Below are 25,529 nucleotides of genomic sequence, written 5' to 3' on the forward strand. Positions count from 1 at the left end.
GGTGCGGGGCGGGGCTCGGCTGGACGCGACATGGACACCATCTCAACACAGGGCGACGCGCACGGCCCCGCGGTGCCCGCCGGGCGTGGACGGGTCAGACGGAGAGGTCCACCTCGGCCGCACGGGCCGCGCCTATGGCCGCGGCCAGCGTGGCCGCGGTGTCCCCGGAGAGGGCCCCGTCCAGGGTCAGCACGGCCAGGGCGGCGCCCTCGTCGTCGCGCGAGACGTCCATGCCGGCGATGTTCACGCCCTGCACCCCGAGGGCCTGGCCCAGGACGCCGATCACGCCCGGGCGGTCCTGGTAGGCGAACACGAGCAGGTGGTCGGCCAGCGGCACCTCGAGCTCGTGCCGGTCCACGCCCACGAGCTTCTGCACCTGGCGCGGGCCGGTGAGCGTGCCGGTGACGGCCGTCTGGGAGCCCTGCGCGGTCGCGGCGCGCACCGTGACGGTGTTGCGGTAGGACTCGGACACCGCGGTGGTGGTGAGGCGGCACTCGACGCCGCGCTGCTCGGCCAGCACGGGGGCGTTCACGTAGGAGACCTGGTCCGAGACGATGTCCGTGAACACGCCCTTCAGGGCGGCCAGGCGCATCGCGGAGACGTCGTGCTCGGCGATCTCACCGGCGATCTCCACCTCGACGGCCGTGATGGACTGCTCGCCCACCAGCGCGGTGAGCACGCGGCCCAGCTTCTCGGCCAGCGGCAGGCCGGGGCGCACGTCCTCGTGGATCGCGCCGCCGGCCACGTTCACGGCGTCCGGCACGAGCTCGCCGGAGAGGGCCAGGCGCACGGAGCCGGCGACGGCGACGCCCGCCTTCTCCTGGGCCTCGGCGGTCGAGGCGCCCAGGTGGGGGGTGACCACGGCGGAGTCGTGGGCGAAGAACGCCAGGTCGGTGGCCGGCTCGGAGCTGAAGACGTCGATGCCGGCGCCCCCGATGGTCCCGGCCTCGAGCGCGCGGGCGAGGGCGTCCTCGTCCACGAGGCCGCCGCGGGCCACGTTCACGATGATCGCGGTGTCCTTCATGCGGGCGAACTGCTCGTCGCCGATCATGCCGACCGTCTCGGGGGTCTTGGGCATGTGGATCGTGACCACGTCGGCGCGCTCGAGCAGCTCGTCCAGCTCCACGAGGCTCGCGCCGAGCTGCTGCGCCCGGGCGGTGGTCACGTAGGGGTCGTAGGCGAGGATCTCCATGCCGAACGCCTTCATGCGCTCGGCCACGAGCGCGCCGATGCGGCCCAGGCCGATCACGCCCAGCCGCTTGCCGTACAGCTCGACGCCCGTGTACTTCGAACGCTTCCACTCCCCCGCCTTCAGCGAGCCGTGGGCGGCCGCGATGTTGCGGGCGGCGGCCAGGATGTGGCCGCAGGTGAGCTCGGCGGCGGAGATGATGTTCGACGTCGGCGCGTTGACGACCATGACGCCGGCCTCGGTGGCGGCGGGCACGTCCACGTTGTCCAGTCCGACGCCGGCGCGCGCGATGACCTTCAGCTGCGGCGCGGCGGCGATCGCCTCGGCGTCCATCTGGGTGGCCGAGCGGATCAGCACCGCGTCGACGTCGCGCAGGTCCTCGAGGAGGCGAGCGCGGTCGGCGCCGTCCGTGCGGCGGATCTCGAAGTCGGGGCCGAGGGCCTCGACGGTGGCGGGCGAGAGTTCCTCGGCGATCAGGACGACGGGCTGGGCTGCGCTCACGGGTGCTCCTGGAGGTGTGGTGCGGTGGGATGGGAGGCGGGCCGGCCCGCGCTCCGGTCCGAGCCTAGACGCGTGACCGGACCGTGGCCGGAATGCGACGCCGGCCCCGAAGCGCGATGCCCGGGGCCGGCGTCGGGGGCTCAGGCGGCTCAGCGGGCCGCCGTGCCCTCGGTGTAGTCGTCGTCCGCGTCCTTGAGCCAGGAGAACATCTGGCGCAGCTCGCGGCCGGTCTTCTCGATCGGGTGGGCCTCGCCCCGGGCGCGGAGCTCCTTGAACTCGGGCGCACCGGCCTTCTGGTCGTCCATGAAGCGCTTCGCGAAGGCGCCGGACTGGATGTCGGCGAGGACCGCCTTCATGTTCTCCTTCACGTCGGGGGTGATGACGCGGGGGCCGGAGACGTAGTCGCCGTACTCCGCGGTGTCGGAGATGGACCAGCGCTGCTTGGCGATGCCGCCCTCGACCATGAGGTCGACGATGAGCTTCAGCTCGTGCAGCACCTCGAAGTAGGCGATCTCGGGCTGGTAGCCGGCCTCGGTGAGGGTCTCGAAGCCGTACTGCACGAGCTGGGAGGCGCCGCCGCAGAGCACGGCCTGCTCGCCGAACAGGTCGGTCTCGGTCTCCTCGGTGAAGGTCGTCTCGATGACGCCGGCGCGGGTGCCGCCCACGGCCTTGGCGTAGGACAGGGCGAGGGCGTGGGCCTGGCCGGAGGCGTCCTTCTCGACGGCGATCAGCGCGGGCACGCCGCGGCCGGCCTCGAACTCGCGGCGCACCACGTGGCCCGGGCCCTTGGGGGCGACCAGGGCGACGTCGACGCCCTCGGGGGCCTGGATGTAGCCGAAGCGCACGTTGAAGCCGTGCGCGAAGAAGAGGGCGTCGCCCTCCTGCAGGTTGCCGGCGATGTGCTGGTCGTACACGTCGGCCTGGACCTGGTCCGGGGTGAGGATCATGATCAGGTCGGCCTCGGCGGCGGCGGTGGCGACGTCGACGACGCGCAGGCCCTCGGCCTCGGCCTTGGCGCGGGACTTGGAGCCCTCGGCGAGGCCGATGCGCACGTCCACGCCGGAGTCGCGCAGCGACAGGGCGTGGGCGTGGCCCTGGGAGCCGTAGCCGATGACGGCCACGGTGCGGCCCTGGATGATCGACAGGTCGGCGTCGTCGTCGTAGAACTTCTTCACGGTCATGCTGTTCTCCTCACGGGATGGGTGGATCGGGACGGGTCAGCGGGCCAGGGCGCGGTCGGTCATGGACCGCGGCCCCCGGGCGAGGGCGAGGGTGCCCGAGCGGACGAGCTCACGCACGCCGTAGGGCTCCATCATCTCGAGGAAGGCCTCGAGCTTGTCACGGGTGCCGGTGGCCTCGAGGGTCAGGGACTCCGGGGCCACGTCGACGACGTGGGCGCGGAACAGGTCGGCCGCCTGGACGACCTGACCGCGGGTGGCGGCATCGGCGCGCACCTTCACGAGCAGGTGGTCGCGCTGAACGGAGGAGTCGGGCGTGAGCTCGACGACCTTGATCACGTTGATCAGCTTGTTCAGCTGCTTGGTGACCTGCTCGAGCAGGTCCGTGTCGGCGTCGACGACCACGGTGATCCGGGACAGGCCCTCGACCTCCGTGACGCCCACGGCCAGCGAGTGGATGTTGAATGCGCGCCGGGCGAAGAGGCCGGCCACGCGGGTCAGGGTGCCGGGCACGTCCTCGACGAGCACGGACAGGGTGTGGCGTTCCATCGGTTGCCCTCCTCAGTCTTCCTGGTCCCAGTCGGGCGTCATGCCCCGGGCCACCTGGATCGCGTCGTTGCTGACCCCCGCGGGGACCATCGGCCAGACCATGGCGTCGCGGGAGACCACGAAGTCCACGATCACGGGGCGGTCGTCGATGGCCAGGGCCTGGCGGATGGTGTCGTCCAGGTCCTCCCGACGGTCGCAGCGCAGGCCCGCGGCGCCGTAGGCGTCGGCGAGCTTGACGAAGTCCGGCACCCGGGCGGTGTCGTGGCCCGTGTTCAGGTCCGTGTTCGAGTAGCGCCCGTCGTAGAAGAGGGTCTGCCACTGACGCACCATGCCCAGCGAGGAGTTGTTGATCACCGCGATCTTGATGGGGATGCGGTTGATCACGCACGTGGCGAGCTCCTGGTTGGTCATCTGGAAGCAGCCGTCGCCGTCGATGGCCCAGACCACGCGGTCGGGCTCGCCCACCTGCGCCCCCATCGCGGCGGGGACGGCGAAGCCCATCGTCCCGAGGCCGGCCGAGTTGAGCCACTGGCGCGGGCGCTCGTAGGCGACGAACTGGCTGGCCCACATCTGGTGCTGGCCGACGCCGGCCACGTAGGTGGCCTCGGGGCCGGACAGGGCCGACAGGCGCGAGATCACCTCCTGGGGCGCGAGGAGGCCGTCCTCGGTCTCGGTCCAGCCCATCGGGTAGGTGTCCTGCAGGCGCCGCAGCACCGCCCACCAGTCGGCGAGGTCGGGCAGCGCCTCGGTGTCCGTCGCGAGCTCGGCCACCAGGTCCGGGATGATCTCCTTGACGTGGCCGACGATCGGCACGTCCGCGGTGCGGTTCTTCGAGATCTCGGCCGGGTCGATGTCCGCGTGGATCACGCGGGCGCCGGGGGCGAACGAGGGCAGGTGACCGGTCACGCGGTCGTCGAAGCGGGCGCCGAGCGTGATCAGCAGGTCGGCCTGCTGGAGCGCGGCCACGGCGGGGACGCCGCCGTGCATGCCCGGCATGCCCAGGTGCTGGGGGTGCGAGTCGGGGAAGACGCCGCGGGCGGTGAGGGTGGTGACCACCGGGGCGCCCGTGAGCTCGGCGAGGGCGCGCAGCTCCTCGTGGGCCTCGCCGCGGGCCACGCCGCCGCCCACGTACAGCACGGGGCGCCGGGCCTCGCGGATCAGCCGGGCGGCCTCGCGGATCTGCCGGGGGTGGCCGCGCAGGACGGGGCGGTAGCCGGGCAGGTCGATCCGGGGCGGCCACGCGAACTCGAACTCGCCCTGCTGGGCGTCCTTGGTGACGTCCACGAGCACGGGCCCGGGCCGGCCCGTGGCGGCGATGTGGAACGCCTCGGCGAGGGCCTGGGGGACGTCCTCGGGCCGGGTCACGAGCCGGGAGTGCTTGGTGATGGGCATCGTGATGCCCACGATGTCCGCCTCCTGGAAGGCGTCCGTGCCGATCGCGGCGGAGGAGACCTGGCCGGTGATGAACACGACCGCCTGGGAGTCCATGTGGGCGTCCGCGATGGCGGTCACCAGGTTGGTGGCGCCGGGACCGGAGGTGGCGATGGCCACGCCGACCTTGCCGGTGGCCAGGTGGTAGCCCTGCGACGCGTGACCGGCACCCTGCTCGTGGCGCACCAGGATGTGGCGGATCCGATCGGAGTCCATGAGCGGGTCGTAGGTCGGCAGGATGGCGCCGCCGGGCAGCCCGAACACGTCCGTGACCCCCAGCTCCTCCAGGGAGCGGATGATGCCCTCGGAGCCGGTCATCCGGGTCGGCTCGACGCGGGAGCCCTCGCCGGGCACCCGCGGCTCGACGATCTCGGGCCGGGGGGCCGGACGGCGCTCCTGGACCCGGGCCGTCTCCGTCGGGCGGGAGGCCGGCGTCGGGACCTGCGGGACCGCCGCGCGGGCGTCGCGGGGGGTCGTGCTCATGGGGTCACCTCACTGCGTTCGTCGCTGCGTGTCCGTCGCGGGGGCGTCGGACGGTCGTCGTTCGGATCCGTCGGGCGTCGGGGACCGTGGCCGCGTCGATGACGGATCGGGCCGGCGTGGCGGAGTCTGAGGTGGGGACACGGGCCGCCGGGTCCTTCGGGGGTGGTCTCAGTATCGACAGCCGTGCGCCCCGTCCGCCATCGACCACCCACCTGTCTCGCAATGTGAGATAAAGCGTCACATCGTGAGACGACCGGGCGGTCGGGGTCGGATCCCGGGCCTGAGCCCACCCTAGTCAGCCGCCGCGGGGGCGGCCGCCTTCACCCACGTTCCGTGACGGAGCACCCCGCGCACCTCGAGCTCCGGGCCGAGGACGACCGCGTCCGCTCGGCTCCCGACTCGGAGCCGGCCGACGTCGGGGAGCCCCAGGGCGTCCGCGGGCGCGGCCGTCGCCGCCCGCAGCGCGGCGTCGAGGTCGACCCCGGCGGCGACGGCGGAGCGCACCGAGCCGGCGACCGTGGCCGTGGACCCGGCGATGGCCCCGGCTGCACCATCCGCGCCGACCACCCGCGCGACGCCGTCGTGGACCCGGACCCGCAGGGGTCCGAGGGAGAAGTCGCCGTCGCCGCAGCCGGCGGCGGCCATCGCGTCCGAGACGAGGATCCACCGCTCCCCCGCCTCCCGGGCGACCCGCCGCACCGTGGCCGGATGCAGGTGGACGCCGTCCACGATGGTCTCGATCCCCACGCGCGGGTCCTCCAGCAGGGCGACGGCGGGCCCGGGCTCACGGTGGTGGGCGGGCCGGCACGCGTTGTGCAGGTGGGTGGCCATCCGCGCGCCCGCCTCGATCGCCGCGCGCGTGACCTCGTAGGACGCGTCGGTGTGGCCGATCGCGACGAGGACGCCCGCCGCCCGCAGCGTCCGCACCGCGTCGAGGGCGCCCGGCAGCTCGGGGGCCAGCGTCACCATCGCGAGGCTGCCCGCGCCGGCCTCGACGAGGCGCGCGACGTCGTCGGGGGCCGGGGCGCGCAGGGACGCGGCCCGGTGCGCGCCGCGGTGCAGGGGCGAGAGCCAGGGACCCTCGAGGTGCACGCCGGCCAGCACCCCCTCCGCGCACAGGGGCGTCAGGGCCGTCAGCTGCGCCGCGAGCGCGTCGACCTCGTCCGTGACGAGGGAGGCCACCACCGTGGTCGTGCCCGCACGGGCGTGGGCCGCGGCCGCCGCGCGTGCCGCGGCCGCGCCGGACTCGACGGCGTGTCCGCCGCCGCCGTGGCAGTGCACGTCCACGCAGCCGGGAGCGAGGAGGGCGTCGCCGAGGTCGTGGACGGGGCCGTGGGTGCGCGGCGGGTCCCCGACCCCGACGGCCACCACCCGGCCCTCGGCCAGGGCGATCCAGCCGGGTCCGCCGAGGCGCTCACCGTCATGGACGCGGTCCGCGCGCAGCACCGACGGGGACGCGGCGGCCGGCGGCGCCTGCTCGGCGCGCGGCCGGTGAGGGACCGAGGCGGGCACGGATGCACCTTCCGGGGTGGGCGGGTCGATGGACGAGGGCGCTCAGAGGCCCTGCCAGGACGGCTTGGCCTCCCACATGTGGCGGTACTCCCCCGCGAGCTCGAGTCGTCCGGCGGCGGCCTCGTCCACGAGGACGGTTACATGCGGGTGCAGCTGCAGGGCCGTGACCGGCCAGCGCGCGCTCACGGGGCCCTCCACGAGCTGCCGCACCGCCTCGGCCTTGCCCTCGCCCCGGGCCAGCAGGACCAGGTGTCGGGCGTCGAGGATCGTGCCGACGCCCTGGGTGAGGCAGTGGGTCGGGACCTGGTCGAGGTCGCCGTCGAAGAAGCGGGCGTTGTCCCGCCGGGTCTGCTCGGCGAGCACCTTGATGCGCGTGCGGGAGGCGAGGGAGGAGCCGGGCTCGTTGAACGCGATGTGCCCGTCCGTGCCCACGCCGAGCAGCTGCACGTCCACGCCGCCCGCCTCGCGCAGCGCCTCCTCGTAGGCGGCGCAGGCGCCCGGGACGTCCGCCGCCCCGCCGTCCGGACCGTGCACGGCCTCCGGGGCGATGTCCGTGCGCACGACGAACTCCCGCTCGATCACGGTGCGGTAGGACTCGGGGTGTCCCGCGGGCAGGCCGACGTACTCGTCCAGCAGGAACGCGCGGCAGGAGCGCAGGGACAGCTCCCCGTCCCGGACCCGGCGGGCGAGCTCGTCGTAGACGGGCAGGGGCGAGGAGCCGGTGGCCAGCCCCAGGACGGCCTCGGGACGGGCCGCCACGTGGGCGGCCACCGCGTCCGCGCCGTGCCGGCCCAGGGCGGCGGCGTCGGGCAGGATGACGACCTCCATCAGCGCGCCTCCCGCCCGGGACGCGGCGCGGGTCCCCCGGCCCGGGCGTCGATCGCGTGCATGCTCATCCTCTGCTCGTCTCGGCGTGCGGGCCGACCGGGCCTCAGCCCAGGTAGGCGCCCTCGGCGGCGGAGTGCACCAGCTTGGCGTACTTACCCAGCACGCCCGTGGTGAACTTCGGCTCCACCGGCTCCCAGGACTCGCGGCGGGCGGCGAGCTCGGCCTCGTCCACGAGCAGGTCCATGGTGCGTCCGGCGATGTCCACGCGGATGCGGTCGCCGTCCTGCACCAGCCCGATCGGCCCTCCCTCGGCGGCCTCGGGGGCGATGTGGCCGATGCACAGGCCGGTGGTGCCGCCGGAGAAGCGCCCGTCGGTGATCAGCAGGACGTCCTTGCCCAGACCCGCCCCCTTGATCGCGCCGGTGATCGCGAGCATCTCGCGCATGCCCGGGCCGCCCTTCGGCCCCTCATAGCGGATGACCACCACGTCGCCGGCGGCGATGGTCCCGTCCTCGAGGGCGTCCATGGCGGCGCGCTCCCGGTCGAAGACGCGCGCGGTGCCCTCGAAGACGTCCGCATCGAAGCCGGCGGACTTCACGACAGCGCCCTCCGGGGCCAGCGAGCCGTGGAGGATCGCGATGCCGCCGTTGGGGTGCAGCGCGTCGTCCATGGTCCGGATGACCTTGCCGTCCACCGGGTCCGGATCGAGCGCGGCCAGGTTCTCGGCGAGGGTCTTGCCGGTGACGGTGAGGGTGTCCCCGTGCAGCAGGCCCTCGTCCAGCAGGGCCTTCATGACCACCGGGACGCCGCCGATGCGGTCCACGTCCGTCATGACGTACTGACCGAACGGCTTGAGGTCGGCGATGTGCGGGGTGCGGTCGGCGATGCGGTTGAAGTCGGACAGCTGCAGGTCCACGCCCGCCTCCCGGGCGATGGCGAGCAGGTGCAGCACGGCGTTGGTGGAGCCGCCGAACGCCATGGTCACGGCGATCGCGTTCTCGAACGCGGGCTTGGTCATGATGTCCCGGGCCGTGATGCCCTGGCGGAGCATGTTCACCACGGCCTCGCCGGAGCGGCGCGCGAAGGCGTCGCGGCGGCGGTCCGCGGAGGGGGCGGCGGCGGAACCGGGCAGGGACATGCCGAGGGCCTCACCGATGGAGGCCATGGTGTTGGCGGTGTACATGCCGCCGCAGGCGCCCTCACCCGGGGCGATGGACTTCTCGATGCGGAGCAGGTCCTCCTCGGACATGAGACCGCGGGCGCAGGCGCCGACCGCCTCGAAGGCGTCGATGATGGTCACCTGCCTCTCGGTGCCGTCGGTCAGGCGGGCCACGCCCGGCATGATCGAGCCTGCGTAGACGAACACGGACGCCAGGTCCAGGCGGGCGGCAGCCATGAGCATGCCCGGCAGCGACTTGTCGCAGCCGGCGAGCAGGACGGAGCCGTCCAGGCGCTCGGCCATCATCACGGTCTCCACCGAGTCCGCGATCACCTCGCGGGAGACGAGGGAGAAGTGCATGCCCTCGTGGCCCATGGAGATGCCGTCCGAGACGGAGACCGTGCCGAACTCCAGCGGATATCCACCGGCGGCGTGGACGCCGTCCTTCGAGGCCTGGGCGAGGCGGTCCAGGGAGAGGTTGCAGGGGGTGATCTCGTTCCAGGACGACGCGATGCCGATCTGCGGCTTGCCGAAGTCCTCGTCCCCCATGCCGACCGCGCGGAGCATGCCGCGGGCGGCGGTGCGCTCCATCCCGTCGGTGACGTCGCGCGAGCGCGGCTTGATGTCGGGAGCGGCGGACGGGGTGCTGGGAGTCGACGCGGCGGAGTCCATGCCGCGGAGTCTAGTGAGCACGGCGCCACCGGGCCGACGCGACGTCCCCGTGTGACGGGTGCCGCGGCATGACACGTGCGGACGGGTCCGCGTACGTTGGGCCCATGGACACGCCCACCCTGCACAGACGGCTGCGCCGCGTCTTCGATGCGCGCGTGTTCAACCACGGCGACTACAACGTCGTCTACGGCCAGCCCTCGGGCTCCTCCTCCCCCCTCGTGATCGGCTACCGCCACCAGCCGCTCGAGATGCTGCTGTGCCCGTTCGACCCCACCTCCACCCCGGACGACCACGACCGCCGCGCGCCGGGCGTGGCCGAGGACGACCCGCACGGCCCGGTGACCGAGGCCTCCGCGGACCGCGCCGACGTCGTCGAGGTGGGCCTGGCCAACGTGGCCACCGTGGCGGACACGGGCAGCGGCTATCAGGTGGAGACCGTCACGGGCTTCCGGACGTGGTTCGACGTCCCGGAGCACACGCGGGTGCCGGTGGGCGACCTCACGGAGGACGGCACCGCGGAGCTCGACCAGGCCGAGGACGCCACCGACTTCCACGCCTTCATGACCGCCTTCATGGACGAACTGGACCGCCTCTACGCGACCCCGGAGACGGACGCGACGGACGTCACGCCCCCCGATTTGCACGGCGTCTGAAACCCCTGGTAGGGTTTCACCTCGTTGCACGGCGCACCGGAGAGATCCGAGAGGCGGTGCGGCACCTGCACCTCTAGCTCAACCGGTAGAGCATCTGACTCTTAATCAGCAGGTTCCGGGTTCGAGTCCCGGGGGGTGCACCCACCGAAGCGAAGGCCCCGTCTCCACGGAGACGGGGCCTGCGTCGTCCCCGCTCCCCGCCCGGGCCCACCGTAGGCTGGGGCCCATGACCGACACGACCCAGCACCGCCTCCAGCCCGGCGACACGGCACCCGCGTTCACCCTCCAGGACCAGGAGGGCCGGCCCGTCTCGCTGCGCGACAGCGCGGGCAAGCACACGATCGTCTACTTCTACCCGGCCGCGTCCACGCCCGGCTGCACCACGCAGGCCTGCGACTTCCGGGACAGCCTCGCCTCCCTGACCGCGGCCGGCTACGTCGTCCTGGGGATCTCCCCCGACCCGATCGGCAAGATCATCCGGTTCGCCGAGCAGGAGGGCCTGACGTTCCCCCTGCTCTCGGACGAGGACCACGCGGTGGCCGAGGCCTACGGCGCCTGGGGTGAGAAGAAGAACTACGGGCGGACCTTCGAGGGTCTGATCCGCTCCACGATCGTCGTCGGCCCGGACGGGAAGGTCACCCACGCGCAGTACAACGTGAAGGCGACCGGCCACGTGGCCCGACTGCGCCGCACCCTCGGCCTCGACGAGGCCTGATCCGCGCCCGCCGCGCCCGGGCGCCGCACGGTAGGATCGGGGCTCGCCCCGCCCGCGCGGGGTGTGCGCGGGCGTGGCGGAACTGGTAGACGCGCTGGATTTAGGTTCCAGTGTCCTGGACGTGGGGGTTCGAGTCCCCCCGCCCGCACTCCCCGGACCCCCCGACGTCACCCGCCAGAGGAAGCCGCCATGCAGCCCACTCGCCGCGCCTTCCTCGGCGGGGGCCTGGGCCTGCTCGGCCTGGGCGTGGCCGGCTGCGCGACGTCGCCCGCGGCGCCGTCCTCCGCCGCCCCGACCTCCTCGGGCCCGAGCCGGCTGCTCGTGGTCGGCGCCCCGGCGCGGGCGCTGACGCGGGACCCGGCCCGCGCGCTGGACGTCGAGTCCTTCCGTCTGATCCGCCAGGTCTTCGAGACGCTGCTCGGCGTGGACGCGGACACCGGCGCCCCCACGCCCCGCCTCGCCGAGCGGCACGAGGAGTCCGACGGCGGCCGCCTCCACACGTTCCACCTGGTCTCCGGGGTGGTGTTCGACGACGGCGAGCCGTGCGACGCCGCCGCCGTGGTCGCGAACATCGAGCGGTGGGCCGCCGCCCCCGCGCCCGTGGACGGGACCGTCGCCCCGCCCTCCTCGTTCGTCTCGGCCTTCGGCGGATACGCCGGGGACGCGGACTCCGCCTTCGCCGACGTCGAGGCCCGCGGCGAGCTCGAGGTGCGGCTGCGCCTGCACTCCCCCCGCCGTCACCTCGCGGCCGCGCTGGCCTCGCCGGCCTTCGCGATCTCCTCGCCGGCCTCGTGGGACCGCACGGTCGACGTGGACGGCTCCGAGGTCACCACCCCCGCCGGCACCGGCCCCTACCGCTGGGCCGACGCCGCGGAGACCGCCGAGCTCACGCGCGCCCACCCGGGCGCCTCGGGCGCGACGATCCTGGTCCCCAGCGCCCGCCACCGCGGCTCCGATCCGGCGGCGTACCCGGTGGCCGTGCAGGCGTGGGGTCGGGCCTCCGTGCGCCTGCGGGAGCTGCGGCGCGGCACGGCGGACGTGATCGACGTCGTCGCCCCCGGCCAGCTGCGCCCCCTCGTCGAGGCCGGCACCCAGGTGCTGCCCCGGGACCCCCTGGGCGTGCTCTACGTGGGCATGAACCTGGACCACCCGAGCGTGCGCTCGCAGTACCTGCGCCAGGCGATCGCGTACGCGGTGGACCGCCCGCGCATCGCCGGCAGCGACGTCTTCCTCGAGGGCACCCGCCTGGCCCACGACCTCGTCCCCCCGCCCCTCCCTGCCCGAGCCGGAGCGGGTCTACGCGATGGTCGCCCGCGACCTCGGCGCGGTGGGGATGCACATCGTGCCCGTGCCCGTGCCGGAGGACCAGGACTACCTGCACGCCGTCGTCTCCCGACCCACCCGAGCCCTGCACCTGATGGGCCGCACCGGCGACTACCGCGACCCGCACGCGTTCCTCGAGCCCTTCGCGCGCTCGGGCCGCGCCGAGACCGGCTACCGCAACCCGCGCGTCGTCGAGGACGTGGACGCGGCCGCGGCCGAGACCGACGACGACGCGCGCCGCGCCCTGTTCCGCCGCGTCGTCCGGGCCATGGCCCTCGACCTGCCGGCGCTGCCGCTGGTCTATCCGATCTCGGCCCTGGCCACCGGCCCGCGCGTGGCCTCCTACCCGACGTCGCCGCAGCTGGACGAGCCCTTCTCGCGCGTCAGGCTGACCGAAGGCTGAACGCACCGGTAGTACAGTGGGAGATCACGGCGCCCGGCCCGACCGCCACTGCTCGGCCTGGTCGCACTGCGCCCACCCGCCGTCGTTCTGCTTCAGGAGTTGACCGTGCCCACCACCTCGTCCACCGCCACCCACGACGTCGTCCTGATCGGCGGCGGCATCATGAGCGCCACCCTGGGCGTGCTGCTGCAGAAGCTCGAGCCCACCTGGTCCATCGCCCTGTACGAGAGCCTCGATCAGGCCGGCCTGGAGTCCTCCGACCCGTGGAACAACGCGGGCACCGGCCACGCCGCCCTGTGCGAGCTGAACTACTCGCCCATGGACAAGAACGGACGGGTGGACGTCACCAAGGCGCTGGGCATCAACGAGCAGTTCTGGACCACCCGCCAGTTCTGGTCCTCCCTGGTGGCGGACGGCACGCTCAAGGACCCCAAGTCCTTCATCAACCCGCTGCCGCACATGTCCTTCGTGTGGGGTGACGACCACGCGGACTACCTCCGCACCCGCTATGAGGCCATGTCCGCCCAGCCGCTGTTCGCCGGCATGGAGCACAGCGAGGACCCGGAGCAGATCCGTGCCTGGGCCCCGCTGCTGATCGAGGGCCGTGAGCCGGGCCAGCGCCTGGCGGCGTCCCGCAACACCGGCGGCACCGACGTCGACTTCGGCTCCCTCACCCGCCAGCTCATCACGGCCATGGCCGGCGCCGGCGCCGAGGTGCGCTTCGGTCACAAGGTCACCGGCCTCACCCGCGGCACGGACGGCCGCTGGGAGGTCAAGGTCAAGAACAAGGCCGCCGGCTCCGAGCTCGTGGACCGCGCCCGCTTCGTCTTCGTCGGTGCCGGCGGCGGCGCCCTGCCCCTGCTGCAGAAGTCCGGCATCCCCGAGGCCAAGGGCTTCGGCGGCTTCCCGGTCTCCGGCCAGTTCCTGCGCTGCACGGACGAGTCCGTGGTCAACCAGCACATGGCCAAGGTGTACGGCCAGGCCGCCGTCGGCGCCCCGCCGATGTCCGTGCCCCACCTGGACACCCGCTTCGTCAACGGCAAGCGCTCCCTGCTGTTCGGCCCCTACGCCGGGTTCTCCACGAACTTCCTCAAGACCGGCTCCTACCTGGACCTGCCGCTGTCCGTGCGCCCGCACAACCTCAGCACGATGCTGGACGTGGCCAAGGACAACATGGACCTGACCAAGTACCTCGTGACCGAGGTGCTGAAGTCCCGGGACAAGAAGATCGACGCGCTGCACGAGTTCTACCCGGAGGCCGACGGCGGCGAGTGGGAGCTGATCACCGCGGGCCAGCGCGTGCAGGTGATGAAGCGCAAGGGCCGCTTCGGCGGCGTCCTGCAGTTCGGCACCGAGGTCGTCACGCACGCGGACGGCTCGCTCGGCGGCCTGCTCGGCGCCTCGCCGGGCGCCTCCACCGCGGCCCCCATCATGGTGAAGCTGCTCGAGCGCTGCTTCCCCGCGAAGATGGCCGGCTGGGACGGCACGCTCAAGGAGCTCATCCCGTCCCTGGGCCACACGCTCAACGACGACCCGGCGCTGCTGGACGAGGTCCGCACCGTCACGGACGCCGCACTGAAGCTGGCCTGACGCCCCGATGGGAGCGCTCGCACGGTTCTCACTCGGTCGGCGGGCGCTCGTGGCGCTCGTCACCGTGTTCATCGCGGTGTTCGGCGTCCTCTCCGCCGGGCAGCTCAAGCGGGAGCTGATCCCCCCGCTCGAGCTGCCCGTCATCTCCGTCTCGACGCTCTACCCGGGGGCGTCCCCCGAGGTCGTGGACGCTCAGGTGGGCGAGCCCCTCGAGACGGCCCTGCAGGCCGTGGAGGGGCTCGAATCCTCGCGGTCCACGTCGCAGTCCGGCTTCAACGCGGTCCAGCTGGAGTTCGCCTACGGCACAGACCTGAACCGGGCCCGGTCCCAGGTGGACCGCGTGGTGGCCAACCTGGGGCCGCAGCTGCCGGAGGAGGCGGAGACCTCGTCCTTCGCGGGCTCCGTCTCCGACTTCCCGGTGGTCTTCCTCGCCCTGTCCGGGGACGAGGACCTCAACACCCTGCGCCGCCGCGCCGAGGACGTCCTGGCCCCGCGGCTGCAGAAGATCGACGGCGTCCGCGGCGCCGACGTCCTCGGCGGCACGGACGAGAACGTCTCCGTGGTCCCGGACCCGGCCGCGCTCGCCGCCGCCGGGCTGACCACCTCCGACATCACCGACGCGCTCGAGGAGAACGCCGGCCTCTTCCCCGTCGGCCAGGTCACCGAGGGCGCGACCACCTATCCCGTCCAGGCGGGCGCCGCCGTCGAGGACCTCGAGGGCCTGCGCGGGATCGTCGTCGCTCCCTCCGGCGACGGCGAACCGCGCACCCTGGACGAGGTCGCCGACGTCACCCTCGTGGCCGCGGCCCCCACCTCGCTGACCCGCACCGACGGGGTGCCGACGCTGTCCGTCTCCGTGACCGCGACCCCGGACGCCGACCTCGTGGCGGTCTCTCAGGCCGTGCGCGACGCCCTGCCGGAGCTGGCGTCCCTGGTCGGCGGCGGCGCGGACCTGACCGTGGTGTTCGACCAGGCCCCGTTCATCCAGCAGTCCATCGACACGCTGTTCCAGGAGGGCCTGCTGGGCCTGGCGTTCGCCGTGCTGGTGATCGCCGTGTTCCTGCTCTCGGTGCGCTCCACCCTCGTCACCGCCGTGTCCATTCCGCTGTCCCTGCTGGCCGCCCTCATCGGGGTGGCGGCCTTCGGCTACTCCCTCAACACGCTAACGCTCGGGGCGCTGACGATCTCGATCGGCCGAGTCGTGGACGACGCGATCGTGGTGGTGGAGAACATCCGCCGGCACCTCGGCCTGGGCGCCGACTGGCGCACCGCGATCCTGGACGGCACGCGCGAGGTCGCCACCGCGATCACCGCCTCCACCCTCGTCTCCGTGGCCGTGTTCCTGCCCATCGCCTTCGTGGGCGGCCTGGCCGGCGAGCTGTTCCGGCCCTTCGCCGTGACCGCCACGGTCGCCCTGCTGGCCTCCCTCGTCGTCGCCCTGACGATCGTGCCGGTGCTGTGCTGGTGGTTCCTGCGCTCCCCGCGGCGCGGGGCCGAGACCACGGCCGCGCCCGCCGTCCCCGGCGACCGGCCCGTGGCGGCCGGCGGATGGCTCACCCGGGCCTACCGCCCGGTGCTGCGCTGGACACAGCGGCACACCGTGGTCACCCTCGCCGCCGCCCTGGCGCTGCTGGCCGGCACGGCCGCGCTGGTCCCGCTGATCCCCACGAACCTCCTGGGCGACTCGGGACAGAACTCGTTCGTCGTCACGGCGGAGCAGGAGCCGGGGGCGTCGCTGGAGACGACGGCCGCCGCCGCCGAGCGCATCGAGCGCGTGCTGCTGGACACCGACGGCGTCGAAACCGTCCAGTGGACGGCCGGCACCGCCGCCGGTCCGATGGGGGCCTTCGGCGGCTCCTCGGCGGACCGGGCGCGGTTCACGGTGGTGACCGACCCGGATGCGGACCAGGTGGCCCTTCAGGACGGGGTGCGCGCCGAGCTCACCGGTCTCGACGGCGTGGGCGACGTGTCCGTCTCCACGCAGCAGGGGCCGAGCGGCGGCCAGGACATCGAGGTGTCCGTCTCCGCCCCCGACCCGCAGGCCCTCACCGCGGCCGCCGATCAGGTCGCCCAGGCGCTGCGGCCCGTCGAGGGTGCCCGCGAGGTGACGACGCCGGCCTCGGACCTGCGCCCGACGTTCCAGGTGGACGTGGACACCGTCGCCGCCGCCCGGCTCGGCCTGACCGAGGAGGCGGTGGCCGGCCAGGCCGCCGCCGCCCTGCAGGCCGTGCCCGTGGGCGAGGTCCGCTTCGGGTTCGAGAGCTTCGCGGTGCAGCTGGGTGACCCGGAGCCGGTCGAGTCCCTCGACGCCCTGCGCCAGGTGCCCGTGGAGACGGCCGAGGGGCCCGTGCCGCTGGGGGACCTCGCCGAGGTCTCGCGGATGTCCGTACCTGCCCGGGTGACGTCCTCGAACGGCGAGCGGACCGCCGTCGTCACGGTGACCCCGGACGACGAGGACCTCGGGGCCGTCTCGCGCCGGGTCACGCAGGCCGTGGCGGAGCTGGACCTGCCCGAGGGCGTCACCGCGGCCGTGGGCGGCGCGGCGGAGCAGCAGGCGCAGACGTTCCGGGACCTCGGGCTGGCGCTGCTGGCCGCCGTGGCGACCGTGTACGTCGTGATGGTGGCGACGTTCAACTCGCTGCGCCAGCCGCTCGTGCTGCTCGTGTCGATCCCCTTCGCCGCCACGGGCGTGTTCCTGGCGCTGCTGGCCACCGGCACGCCGCTGGGACTGTCCACGATGATCGGGCTGCTCATGCTGGTGGGCATCGTGGTGACGAACGCGATCGTGCTGATCGACCTGATCAACCAGTACCGCCGCGACCGCGGCATGACCTTGGACGAGGCGATCGAGGTGGGCGCGCTCAACCGCGTGCGCCCGGTGGTGATGACGGCCCTGGCCACCGTCCTGGCCATGACCCCGATGGCCCTGGGCGTCACGGGGCACGCGGGGTTCATCTCCCAGCCCCTCGCGGTGGCCGTGGTGGGCGGCCTGGTGTCCTCCACCCTGCTCACGCTCGTGCTCGTGCCCGTGCTGTACCGGCTCACCGAGGTCCGCGGGGAGCGCCGCCTGCAGGAGGAGCGCCGTGTCGCGGCCGAGCGGGAGGCGCAGCGCGTCGCGGCCGAGCGCGCGGCCGAGCAGGCGCGCCGGGCTGAGGAGCGATGGGCGGCCCCGTCCGAGCTCGACACCGGACGCCTCGGCCGACTCCGGCAGCGCCTCCGCCGGCGGTGGCGCCGGGCCTGACCGCCCGCCCGGCGCGGGCCGGGGCGGCGGGGCGCACCCCCGCCGCTCAGGCGCCGTCGTGCACCGCGAGGCTCGAGCCGCGCCGGTCCTTGCGCACCTCGAGCCGCACGCCGATCTCCTGCCTCATCCGTTCGACGTGGGAGACGAGGCCCACGGTCCGGCCACCGGTCCGCAGGGTGTCCACGACGTCCAGGACGTCGTCGAGGGTGTCCGCGTCGAGCGAGCCGAAGCCCTCGTCCACGAAGAGCGTGTCCAGTTCGATGCCGCCGGCTTCGGCCTGCACGGTGTCCGCGAGCCCCAGGGCGAGGGCGAGGGAGGCCATGAAGGTCTCGCCGCCCGAGAGCGTGGCCGGGTGGCGCGTCTCGTCCACGTAGTGGTCCCGGATGACGAGTTCGAGGCCCTTGTTCCCGCGCCCGCCCACGGCGTCGGAGTACTCGATCGAATACCGCTGGTCCGTCATGGCGAGCAGACGCTCGGTGGCCGCGGCGGCGACCTCCTCGAGCCGCCCGGCGAGGACATAGCTCGTCAGGGGCATCTTGAGCAGGTTCTCCCCGCCGCCGCGGACGAGGTCGAGCAGCCCCCGCACCCGCGTGTGCTCGGCGATGAGCCCGGCGGACCGCTCCAGGACCTCGGTCAGGGCGGCCGACTGCCGGCGCACCGTGGCGACGAGCGAATCGAGCCGCCCGACCGCCGTCGCCCGGGACGAGCTCGCGGCCTCGGCCGCGGCGAGCGCCTCGGCGGCGGCGCGGGTCTGCTCCTCGGTCGGCGGCTCGACGCCCGCCTCGGCGAGGGCGCGGCCCCGGCGGACGGGCTCGCTCGCCTCGAGCTCGGCGAGGCGGGCCCGTTCGGCGTCCCACTCCTGCACGGCGGCCGTGCGGTCGGCGGCCTCCGTCTCCTCGAGGCGGGCCGCGCGCGCCGCGTCGACGTCGTCGAAGCGCTGTTCGGCCAGCGTGGCGGTGAGCGCCTGTCCGGTCTCGTCGGCGACCGCCCGGGCGCGCGCGTCCTCGTCCTGCGCCGCAGCGAGGGCGGCCAGGACCCGGCGTGCGGCGGTGACCTGGTCGCGGCGGGCGTCGAGGGTCTCGGCGTCGCCGCGGGCGGCCTCGACGGCGTCCCGCAGCTCGGTCAGCCGGGCGGCGCGGTGGGCGGCGGCCTCGGCGAGCCGGCCGTCCTCGGCCGCGAGCGCGGCGGCGGTCTCGTCGGCCCCGGCGAGCGTCTTCTCGGCGGCGGTCAGCCGGCGGCGGTCCGCGGCGAGGTCCTTCGCCGCCTGGTCCAGCGCGGCCCGTTCGGTCTCGGCGCGCTCGAGCGCCTCCCGCGCGGCCTCGGGTGCGAGCCCGGCGGCGGCCTCGCCCGCCGAGCGGAGGGTCTGCTCGGCGGCGCGCAGGGCGGTCTCGGCGTCGGTCGCGGCCCGGTCGGCCGCGGTCCGGGCCTGCTCGGCGTCCCGCACGTCCGCCTCGGTCACCGCGGTGTCCGCGGTCGCGGCCGGGGCCGGGTGCTCGGGCGAGCCGCACACGGCGCACGGCTCGCCGGGCACGAGCCGCTCCGCCAGTTCGGAGGCGGCCTGCTCGTACCGGGCACGCAGCAGACCGACGTGCCGTTCGGCGGCCTCACGTCGCCGCTCCTGTGCCTCCCGGTGGGCCCGGGCCGCGGTCTCGACCTCGACGGCGCGGGCGGCCGCGGCCTCGGCGGCCGTGCGGCGAGCGGCGGCCTCGGACACGGCGCGGTCCACGGCCTCCCGGGCGCCGAGACGCTCGGTGCCGCGTTCGACGACCGCGCGGTGTGCCGCGACGGCCGCCTCACGCTCGGGGCGGGACTCGACCAGGGCGGCGCGGTCGCGGTCGATCTCGGCCCGACGCTCCGCCGCGGCGGCCGCCTCCTGCTCCAGCTCGCGCATCCGGTCACGGTCCCGGACGGCGCGCGCCACCGCCTCCGCGGCGCGCTCGGCCTCCCCCAGCGCCTGGCGGGAGGCGGGCGCATCGGCGGCCCCGTCCGCCCGGGCGGCGGCGAGCCACGCCGCCGCGGTCGGCTCGTCCTCGACGTGCGCCAGGGCCTCCGTCACCGCCTCCGACGCGGTGCCGGCGGCGTCCGCCGCCGCGGAGGCCCGCTGGGCGGCCGCGAGCACCCGCCCGGCGCGCTCATGGGCGTCGACGGCGCGGCGCCGCGCCGCGGCGGTCTCGGCCTCGGCGTCGTGGTCGCGTCGACGGCTCGCCCACGCCTCGGCCGCGGCCAGGTCCCGCCCGCGGGTCTCCAGCTCACGCGCCGTCACCCGGGCCCGCTGCTCCGCGGCGCGGGCCGTGGCGAGGTCGGCCCGCGCATCCTCGTGGGCGCGACCTGCGCGCTCGGCGGCGAGGGCGAGCAGCCGGTCGTCCGTGTCCGGTGACGGCTCCGGCGCATGCCAGTCCGGGCCGAGCGCCTCGTGGAGCGCCTCGGCCAGCTGTGCCCGCGCGGTCCGGGCCACGTCCGCGTCCACGGCCACCGCGGTGTCCAGCCGGGCCGTCTCGACGCGCAGGTGCTCCTCGACGCCGTCGAAGCGCTGCGTGCCGAAGAGCCGCCGCAGCAGGACGCGGCGCTCATCCGACTTCGCGGTGAGGAACTGGGCGAACTGTCCCTGGGGCAGCAGGACCACCTGTATGAACTGCTCGGCGTCCAGGTGCAGGACGGCCGCGATCTGCTGGCCGACCTCGTCCGCCCGGGTGAGCGGCGCCGTCCATTCCCCGTCCACGCGTTCCCGCAGGGAGACCGTGGCCTGCGTGGTGACGGTGGCGCCCCCCGCTGCGCTGCGTCGCCGGCGGGGCCGCTCGTGCTTGGGTGAGCGGACCACCTCGAAGCGCCGGCCCTGCACGGTGAACTCGACCTGCACCTCGGGGATCACCGCGCCCGGCTCGCGCAGCGTGGTCACGAGCGACTCGGCCGACCGTCCGCCTGGCACGGTCCCGTAGAGGGCGAAGCACAGCGCGGCCAGCACCGTGGACTTGCCCGCGCCGGTGGGCCCGTCCAGCAGGAACAGGCCGGCCGCGTTGAGCCGGTCGAAGTCGACGTCCTGCGCCTGGGCATAGGGCCCGAGCCCCTCCAGGCGCATCCGATGGATCCTCATGCGCGCACCTCCGCCGCACGGGCGGCCTCGAGGGCGTCCCGCAGCAGGTCCTGCTCCGCCTCGCTGGCCGGCCGCTGCCGGACGTGGTCCACGAAACCGACCGCGAGCGCGTGGTCCGAGGGTGCCTGCCGCAGGACCTGGGCGTAGGTCCGCTCCCGGGCCCGCCTCCCGCCGGCCGGTTCGTGGCGGAAGACGAGCACGGAGGGGAACCGGGTCTTCAGGCGCTCCAGGGCCCGCTCGGGGCGTTCGTCGTCGGTGACGGTGACCTGCACCCAGCACTGCTCCGCCCACGCGAACTCCGGGGACTCCAGCAGGTCCTCGATCGGCCCGGACAGCACCGCCAGGCGCCGTCCGGCGTCCCAGTCCACGGCCTCGACGTCGGTGACGGCCCCGCCCGTGACGTGGACGAGCCAGCCGCCCTTGCGGTGGCCCGCCTCGGCGAAGGAGTACGGCAGCGGTGAGCCGGAGTACCGCACGTGCTCTGCCAGCCGCTGGCGGCCGTGCAGGTGGCCCAGGGCCGCGTAGTCGAGCCCGTCGAACACGGAGACCGGCACCTGCCCCAGCGTGCCCACCAGCATCTCGGGCGGGGCGTCCGGCTCAACGTGCTCGCCCTCGCCGATGTCCCGTTCGGACTCGGAGCCGTGGCCCCCGGCCGCGAACAGGTGGGCCAGCACGACGGCGGCCACCGGCTCCGGCGTCTCGGCGCGGCGGGCGGCCAGATCGGCGTGGACGCGGCGGACCGCCTCCGTCAGCACGGCCGTGTGGTGGGGCTCCACGCCCCAGGCCGGTCCCTGGTGGCGCGGTTCGAGGTAGGGGATGCCGTAGACGGCCACGGTCTGGCCCGCACCGCCGTCGACCCCGGGCTCGGTGAGCAGCACGGGGCGGTCCAGCTCCGCCGCGTCCGCGCGCACGTGCACGCCCGCGGCCGCCAGGAGTCCGCCGCCGAAGCCGAGGCGCACCGCCGAGTCGTGGTTGCCGCTCGTGAGCACCACCTGGGCGCCGGCCGCGTGCAGCCGGGTGAGCGTCCGGTCCAGCAGCCGGACGGCGTCCGCCGGCGGCAGCGCGCGGTCGTACACGTCCCCGGCCAGCAGGACGGCGTCCACGCCGCGCTCCGTCACGGTCGCGACGAGGGCGTCCAGGACCTCCTCCTGGGCCTCGAGCAGTCCGGTGCCGTGGAACGACCGGCCCAGATGCCAGTCCGAGGTGTGCAGCAGGATCATGCGGCCCACTCTAGGGAGGGTGTGGACGGGATAAGCACGACGCGGTGCAGCTCGTACGATGGCGGCATGTCCGCCACCGCGCCCGAGCCCACCGCCTCCTCGTCCACGCCCCTGCCCGGCCCCGAGCACGCCGACCGGGTCCTGGCCCTCCTCGCGGCCGGTGCCGCCGGGGACGCGCTGGGCGGCGTCGTCGAGTTCACCCCCGCGTCGGGGATCGAGGCGGTGCACGGCCCCGCCGGCGTCACCGACGCCGCGGACCTGCTCGCCCAGGAGGGCACCCACGCCCTGCCGATCACGGACGACACCCAGCTGACGCTGTACGTGCTCGACGGCCTGCTCGAGTGGATCGAGTGGCAGAACGACGGCGTCCTGGCCGATCCCGCCGCGTGCGTGTGGCTCGCGTGCCTGCGCTGGTTCGCCACGCAGGACGGCGCGCTGCCCGAGGGCGCTCCCCCGGCCCCGCCCCGCTGGATCGACGCGCACGCGGAGCTGAAGGTGCGCCGCGCGCCGGGCACCGCGTGCCTGAGCGGGCTCGCCGAACCGGGGATGGGCCTGCCGGGCGACCCGCACAACCCGGGCTCGAAGGGCTGCGGGACGGTCATGCGCTCGGCCCCGTACGGGATGGTGCCGGGGCTCGAGGACCCGCACGTCGTGTCCCTCGCCCGCCAGGGGGCCGTCCTCACGCACGGCCACCCCACCGCGTGGGTCGCGGCGGCCGCGTACGCCCTCGTCATCGCGGCCCTGCTGCGCGGCCTGGACCTGGCCGCCGCGGTCGCGCACGCCCGCGCGTGGCTCGACGGCCTGGGCGAGGAGGCCGAGGAGACCCGCGCCGCCGTGACCGCGGCGGTCGACCTGGCCGGCACCGTCGACGCCGACCCCGGCGCCCCCGGTGCCCTCCCCACCGCGCTCGGCGAGGGCTGGGTCGCGGAGGAGGCCCTGGCCATCGCGCTGTATGCCGCGCTCACCGCGCAGGCGGCGCACCCGGCCGATCCGGCGGCGGCGCTCGCCCTGGCGCTGCGGATCGGCGTGAACCACGACGGCGACTCCGACTCCACGGCCTCGCTGGCCGGGCAGGTGCTCGGCGCGGCGCACGGCACCGCCGTGTTCGGTGCGCACGACCCCGCGGCCGAGGCCTCCGTCCCGGGGTGGATCGCCGAGCGCGAGGTCGTCCTGGAGGCCGCCCGGCGCTGGAGCGCCGCGACCACCTGAGCGGTTCAGCGCGCGGCGTCCGGCCAGTTCCCGTCGAGCATCTGCAGGAACTCCCCCTCGGAGACCAGGGCGATGGCCTGCCCCCGGTCCCGCCGGCGCAGGGCGTCCCGCGTCTTGCGGTGCGCCAGCGCCGTGGTCACGGCCTGCGGTGCCCCGTCCTCGGCGCGCGGGCGGTGCAGGTCCGCGGCCTCGAAGCCGTCCCCCACGACGAGCATCGTGGTGGCCGCGCCCACCCGGTTCGCGGTCTGCGCTCCGTGCGCGGCCGCGCGCGTCTTGGCACTCTGACGCGACATGCCGATGCCGCCCGTGAACACCACGGTCTGGCCGAACAGGGGGTGACCCGGGTCGGCGGCCGGGTTCGGGAGCGGATTGACGCCCTCGTCCGGCCAGCGCATGAAGTCGGGCATGGCGCGTTCGTCCCGCAGCGGGACCCGCGCGTCGAAGACGCCCTCGGTGCGCCGGGCCTGGCGGGTGGCCTTCGACTCGGCGCCCGCACCCGCCGCCCGCGGGGCGAGGACGCTGACGCCCAGCCCCTGGGCCCGCATCAGGCGGTCGACGCCGCGGCCGGCCGGCGCGTCGGTCAGACCCGGCAGAACGTCCGCGTCGGCCGGCGGCGCTCCCAGCACGCGCCGGCCGATGTCCACGAGGATGGCCGCGCAGGCCTCGGCGTCGGCCAGTGCGTCGTGGTGGCGTCCCGGGGTGAAGCCGGCCTCGCGCGCCGCGGAGGGCAGGGCGTACGAGGGCAGGTCGTAGACGCGGCGCGCCAGCACCAGGGTGCACACGAACTCCAGGCCCGGCACGTCCCGGCCGGAGACCTCGAGGCCGGACTCGATGACGCCGACGTCGAAGCCCGCGTTGTGCGCCGCGAGCACGTCCGTCCCCACGAAGTCCGCGAGCTCGTCGTACACCTGCGCGAACCGGGGGGCGTCCAGGACGCGGTCCTCGCTGATGCCGTGGATGCGCACGTTGCGGGGATCGAACCGGTCGAAGCCGACGGGCGGACGGATCAGCCACTCGGCACGGTCCACCATGACCCCGTCCCGCACCCGGACGGCGCCCACGGCACACGGGGAGCCGCGGAAGCCGTTGGCGGTCTCGAAGTCGATCGCGGTGAAGTCCAGCCCCGGCACGGGGGCGCGCCCGCCGCTCACGGGCGCGCGTCGAGCGCGTCCACCAGGTAGGGCAGCAGGGCGCGGAAGGCGTGCCCCCGGTGGCTGATCGCGTTCTTGTCCTCAGGGCTCAGCTGCGCGGTGGACATGTCCCGGCCCTCGGGCCGCAGGATCGGGTCGTAGCCGAAGCCGCCGTCCCCCACGGGCTCGCGCAGCAGCGTACCGGGCAGGCGGCCGTGCTCGACGTGCTCGACGTGGATGGCCCGGGCGCCCGCGGCGTCCGGGCCGCTGGGGACCGCGAGCGCGGCGGCGCACACGAACTGGGCACCCCGATGCTCGTCCGGCACGTCGGCCAGCTGGGCCAGCAGCAGCTCGAGGTTGGCACGGTCGTCCCCGTGGCGCCCGGCCCAGCGGGCCGAGAAGATCCCGGGGGCGCCGTGCAGCACGTCCACGGCCAGACCGGAGTCGTCCGCGACGGCGATCAGCCCCGTGTGCGCGGCCACGGCGCGGGCCTTCTTCAGCGCGTTCTGGGCGAACGTGACGCCGTCCTCGACGACGTCCGGGGCGCCCACGGCGCCCGCGTCCACCACCGCGGCCTCCACGTCGAGGCCGGGCACGGCGCCGGCGAGCAGCTGCCGCAGCTCGCGCACCTTGCCCGCGTTGTGCGTGGCGAGCACGACGCGGGCGCCCTCCGGCAGGCCTGCCGACGAGGAGGCGGGCGCGCTCACGCCCGGTCCTCCGTGGCGGCGGCCAGGGTCTCGGCCTGGACGCGGGCCAGCTCACCCGTGCCGATCAGGGCCAGGTCCAGCAGGGTGTCCAGCTCGGCGCGGGTGAACGGCGCGCCCTCGGCGGTGCCCTGCACCTCCACGAACTCCCCGGCCCCGGTGACGACCACGTTCATGTCCGTCTCCGCCTTCACGTCCTCCACGTACGGCAGGTCGAGGACGGGCACCCCGTCCACGATGCCCACGGACACCGCGGCGACGGAGTCCTTGAGGACGGCGGCGCCCTTCGCGAGGATCCCCTCGCGCCGCGCCCAGGCCACCGCCTCGGCGAGGGCGACGTAGGCGCCCGTGATGGCGGCGGTGCGGGTGCCGCCGTCGGCATCGAGGACGTCGCAGTCCAGGACGATGGTGTTCTCCCCCAGGGCGGACAGGTCGATGACGGCGCGCAGGGACCGGCCGATCAGGCGGGAGATCTCGTGGGTGCGCCCGCCGATCCGGCCCTTGACGGACTCGCGCTGGCTGCGCTCGTTGGTGGCCCGCGGGAGCATCGCGTACTCGGCGGTGACCCAGCCGGTCCCCTCGCCCTTGAGCCAGCGCGGCACGCCCTCGGTGAAGGAGGCGGTGCACAGCACGCGGGTGTTCCCGAACTCGATCAGGGCCGAGCCCTCCGCCTGCCGGGACCAGCCCCGGGTGATGGTGATGGGGCGCAGCTCGTCGACGGCGCGGCCGTCCGGGCGGGGGGCGGTGG

At 74.8% G+C, this 25,529-nt stretch carries 18 protein-coding genes, 2 tRNA genes and 1 pseudogene; 9 read left to right on the forward strand and 12 right to left on the reverse strand.

The window, feature by feature from the left end:
* Positions 1 to 94: 94 nt before the first annotated feature.
* From serA to ilvD, 7 genes are all read right to left on the reverse strand, one after another.
* The gene (serA, locus tag J1M37_RS01520; protein ID WP_002854199.1) at positions 95 to 1,690 is read right to left on the reverse strand and encodes a phosphoglycerate dehydrogenase; all 1,596 of its coding nucleotides are present in this window, start codon (positions 1,688 to 1,690) and stop codon (positions 95 to 97) included.
* 149 nt (positions 1,691 to 1,839) lie between these two features.
* Entirely contained in the window at positions 1,840 to 2,871 is a 1,032-nt protein-coding gene (gene ilvC, locus J1M37_RS01525) for a ketol-acid reductoisomerase (protein ID WP_065573668.1), read from the reverse strand.
* A 36-nt stretch (positions 2,872 to 2,907) separates the two neighbouring features.
* Entirely contained in the window at positions 2,908 to 3,417 is a 510-nt protein-coding gene (gene ilvN / locus J1M37_RS01530; RefSeq protein WP_002854209.1) for an acetolactate synthase small subunit, read from the reverse strand.
* Positions 3,418 to 3,429: 12 nt separating this feature from the next.
* The gene (locus tag J1M37_RS01535; RefSeq protein ID WP_158183672.1) at positions 3,430 to 5,331 is read right to left on the reverse strand and encodes an acetolactate synthase large subunit; all 1,902 of its coding nucleotides are present in this window, start codon (positions 5,329 to 5,331) and stop codon (positions 3,430 to 3,432) included.
* A gap of 291 nt (positions 5,332 to 5,622) precedes the next feature.
* Complete coding sequence (locus tag J1M37_RS01540; protein WP_158183671.1) at positions 5,623 to 6,843, reverse strand: N-acetylglucosamine-6-phosphate deacetylase; 1,221 nt, start codon at positions 6,841 to 6,843, stop codon at positions 5,623 to 5,625.
* A 42-nt stretch (positions 6,844 to 6,885) separates the two neighbouring features.
* Positions 6,886 to 7,671: a glucosamine-6-phosphate deaminase gene (nagB, locus tag J1M37_RS01545; protein ID WP_036382115.1), complete on the reverse strand. Its 786-nt coding sequence runs from the start codon at positions 7,669 to 7,671 to the stop codon at positions 6,886 to 6,888.
* A gap of 103 nt (positions 7,672 to 7,774) precedes the next feature.
* Positions 7,775 to 9,502: a dihydroxy-acid dehydratase gene (ilvD, locus tag J1M37_RS01550; RefSeq protein ID WP_036382119.1), complete on the reverse strand. Its 1,728-nt coding sequence runs from the start codon at positions 9,500 to 9,502 to the stop codon at positions 7,775 to 7,777.
* Between the two features lie 104 nt (positions 9,503 to 9,606).
* Between ilvD and J1M37_RS01555 the strand changes: the two genes are divergently transcribed.
* The 8 genes and pseudogenes from J1M37_RS01555 (at position 9,607) to J1M37_RS01585 (ending at position 17,427) form a co-directional block, all read left to right on the forward strand.
* Positions 9,607 to 10,155, forward strand: a complete 549-nt coding sequence (locus tag J1M37_RS01555; RefSeq protein ID WP_036312973.1) for a hypothetical protein — start codon at positions 9,607 to 9,609, stop codon at positions 10,153 to 10,155.
* A gap of 67 nt (positions 10,156 to 10,222) precedes the next feature.
* Positions 10,223 to 10,295 (forward strand) — tRNA-Lys (locus tag J1M37_RS01560).
* A gap of 86 nt (positions 10,296 to 10,381) precedes the next feature.
* Positions 10,382 to 10,870, forward strand: coding sequence for a thioredoxin-dependent thiol peroxidase (gene bcp, locus J1M37_RS01565; RefSeq protein WP_010078986.1), 489 nt, complete (start codon positions 10,382 to 10,384; stop codon positions 10,868 to 10,870).
* Between the two features lie 67 nt (positions 10,871 to 10,937).
* Positions 10,938 to 11,018: transfer RNA gene (locus J1M37_RS01570), tRNA-Leu, on the forward strand.
* 41 nt (positions 11,019 to 11,059) lie between these two features.
* A pseudogene (locus J1M37_RS01575) lies at positions 11,060 to 12,091 on the forward strand (ABC transporter substrate-binding protein); the annotation flags it as partial.
* An 82-nt stretch (positions 12,092 to 12,173) separates the two neighbouring features.
* Entirely contained in the window at positions 12,174 to 12,596 is a 423-nt protein-coding gene (locus tag J1M37_RS11375; RefSeq protein WP_241250740.1) for a hypothetical protein, read from the forward strand.
* A 99-nt stretch (positions 12,597 to 12,695) separates the two neighbouring features.
* Positions 12,696 to 14,186 (forward strand): malate:quinone oxidoreductase, encoded by a 1,491-nt coding sequence (locus tag J1M37_RS01580; protein WP_205805183.1) that lies wholly within the window; start codon positions 12,696 to 12,698, stop codon positions 14,184 to 14,186.
* Between the two features lie 7 nt (positions 14,187 to 14,193).
* On the forward strand, positions 14,194 to 17,427 hold the full coding sequence (locus tag J1M37_RS01585; RefSeq protein ID WP_206451996.1) for an efflux RND transporter permease subunit: 3,234 nt from the start codon (positions 14,194 to 14,196) through the stop codon (positions 17,425 to 17,427).
* A 46-nt stretch (positions 17,428 to 17,473) separates the two neighbouring features.
* On the opposite strand, the gene J1M37_RS01590 is transcribed toward J1M37_RS01585, so the two are convergent.
* Together J1M37_RS01590 and J1M37_RS01595 are read right to left on the reverse strand one after the other, a co-directional pair.
* The gene (locus tag J1M37_RS01590) at positions 17,474 to 20,503 is read right to left on the reverse strand and encodes an AAA family ATPase (protein ID WP_060974092.1); all 3,030 of its coding nucleotides are present in this window, start codon (positions 20,501 to 20,503) and stop codon (positions 17,474 to 17,476) included.
* Positions 20,504 to 20,514: 11 nt separating this feature from the next.
* Positions 20,515 to 21,738 (reverse strand): exonuclease SbcCD subunit D, encoded by a 1,224-nt coding sequence (locus J1M37_RS01595; RefSeq protein ID WP_036312989.1) that lies wholly within the window; start codon positions 21,736 to 21,738, stop codon positions 20,515 to 20,517.
* A 66-nt stretch (positions 21,739 to 21,804) separates the two neighbouring features.
* Here J1M37_RS01595 and J1M37_RS01600 point away from each other — a divergent pair, with 66 nt between their 5' ends.
* The gene (locus tag J1M37_RS01600) at positions 21,805 to 22,947 is read left to right on the forward strand and encodes an ADP-ribosylglycohydrolase family protein (protein WP_206451997.1); all 1,143 of its coding nucleotides are present in this window, start codon (positions 21,805 to 21,807) and stop codon (positions 22,945 to 22,947) included.
* Positions 22,948 to 22,952: 5 nt separating this feature from the next.
* Here J1M37_RS01600 and J1M37_RS01605 read toward each other — a convergent pair whose 3' ends face one another.
* The 3 genes from J1M37_RS01605 to rph form a co-directional block, all read right to left on the reverse strand.
* Positions 22,953 to 24,098 (reverse strand): exonuclease domain-containing protein, encoded by a 1,146-nt coding sequence (locus J1M37_RS01605; RefSeq protein WP_206451998.1) that lies wholly within the window; start codon positions 24,096 to 24,098, stop codon positions 22,953 to 22,955.
* Positions 24,095 to 24,784, reverse strand: a complete 690-nt coding sequence (locus tag J1M37_RS01610; RefSeq protein WP_170079884.1) for a non-canonical purine NTP pyrophosphatase — start codon at positions 24,782 to 24,784, stop codon at positions 24,095 to 24,097. Before J1M37_RS01610 ends, J1M37_RS01605 begins: the two co-directional genes overlap by 4 nt.
* The coding region (rph, locus tag J1M37_RS01615; RefSeq protein ID WP_241250741.1) for a ribonuclease PH at positions 24,781 to 25,529 on the reverse strand (749 nt) is incomplete at its 5' end. The genes J1M37_RS01610 and rph, both read right to left, overlap by 4 nt.

It is taken from the genome of Micrococcus sp. KRD012 (assembly GCF_017168555.1).
GTDB lineage: Bacteria > Actinomycetota > Actinomycetes > Actinomycetales > Micrococcaceae > Micrococcus > Micrococcus luteus.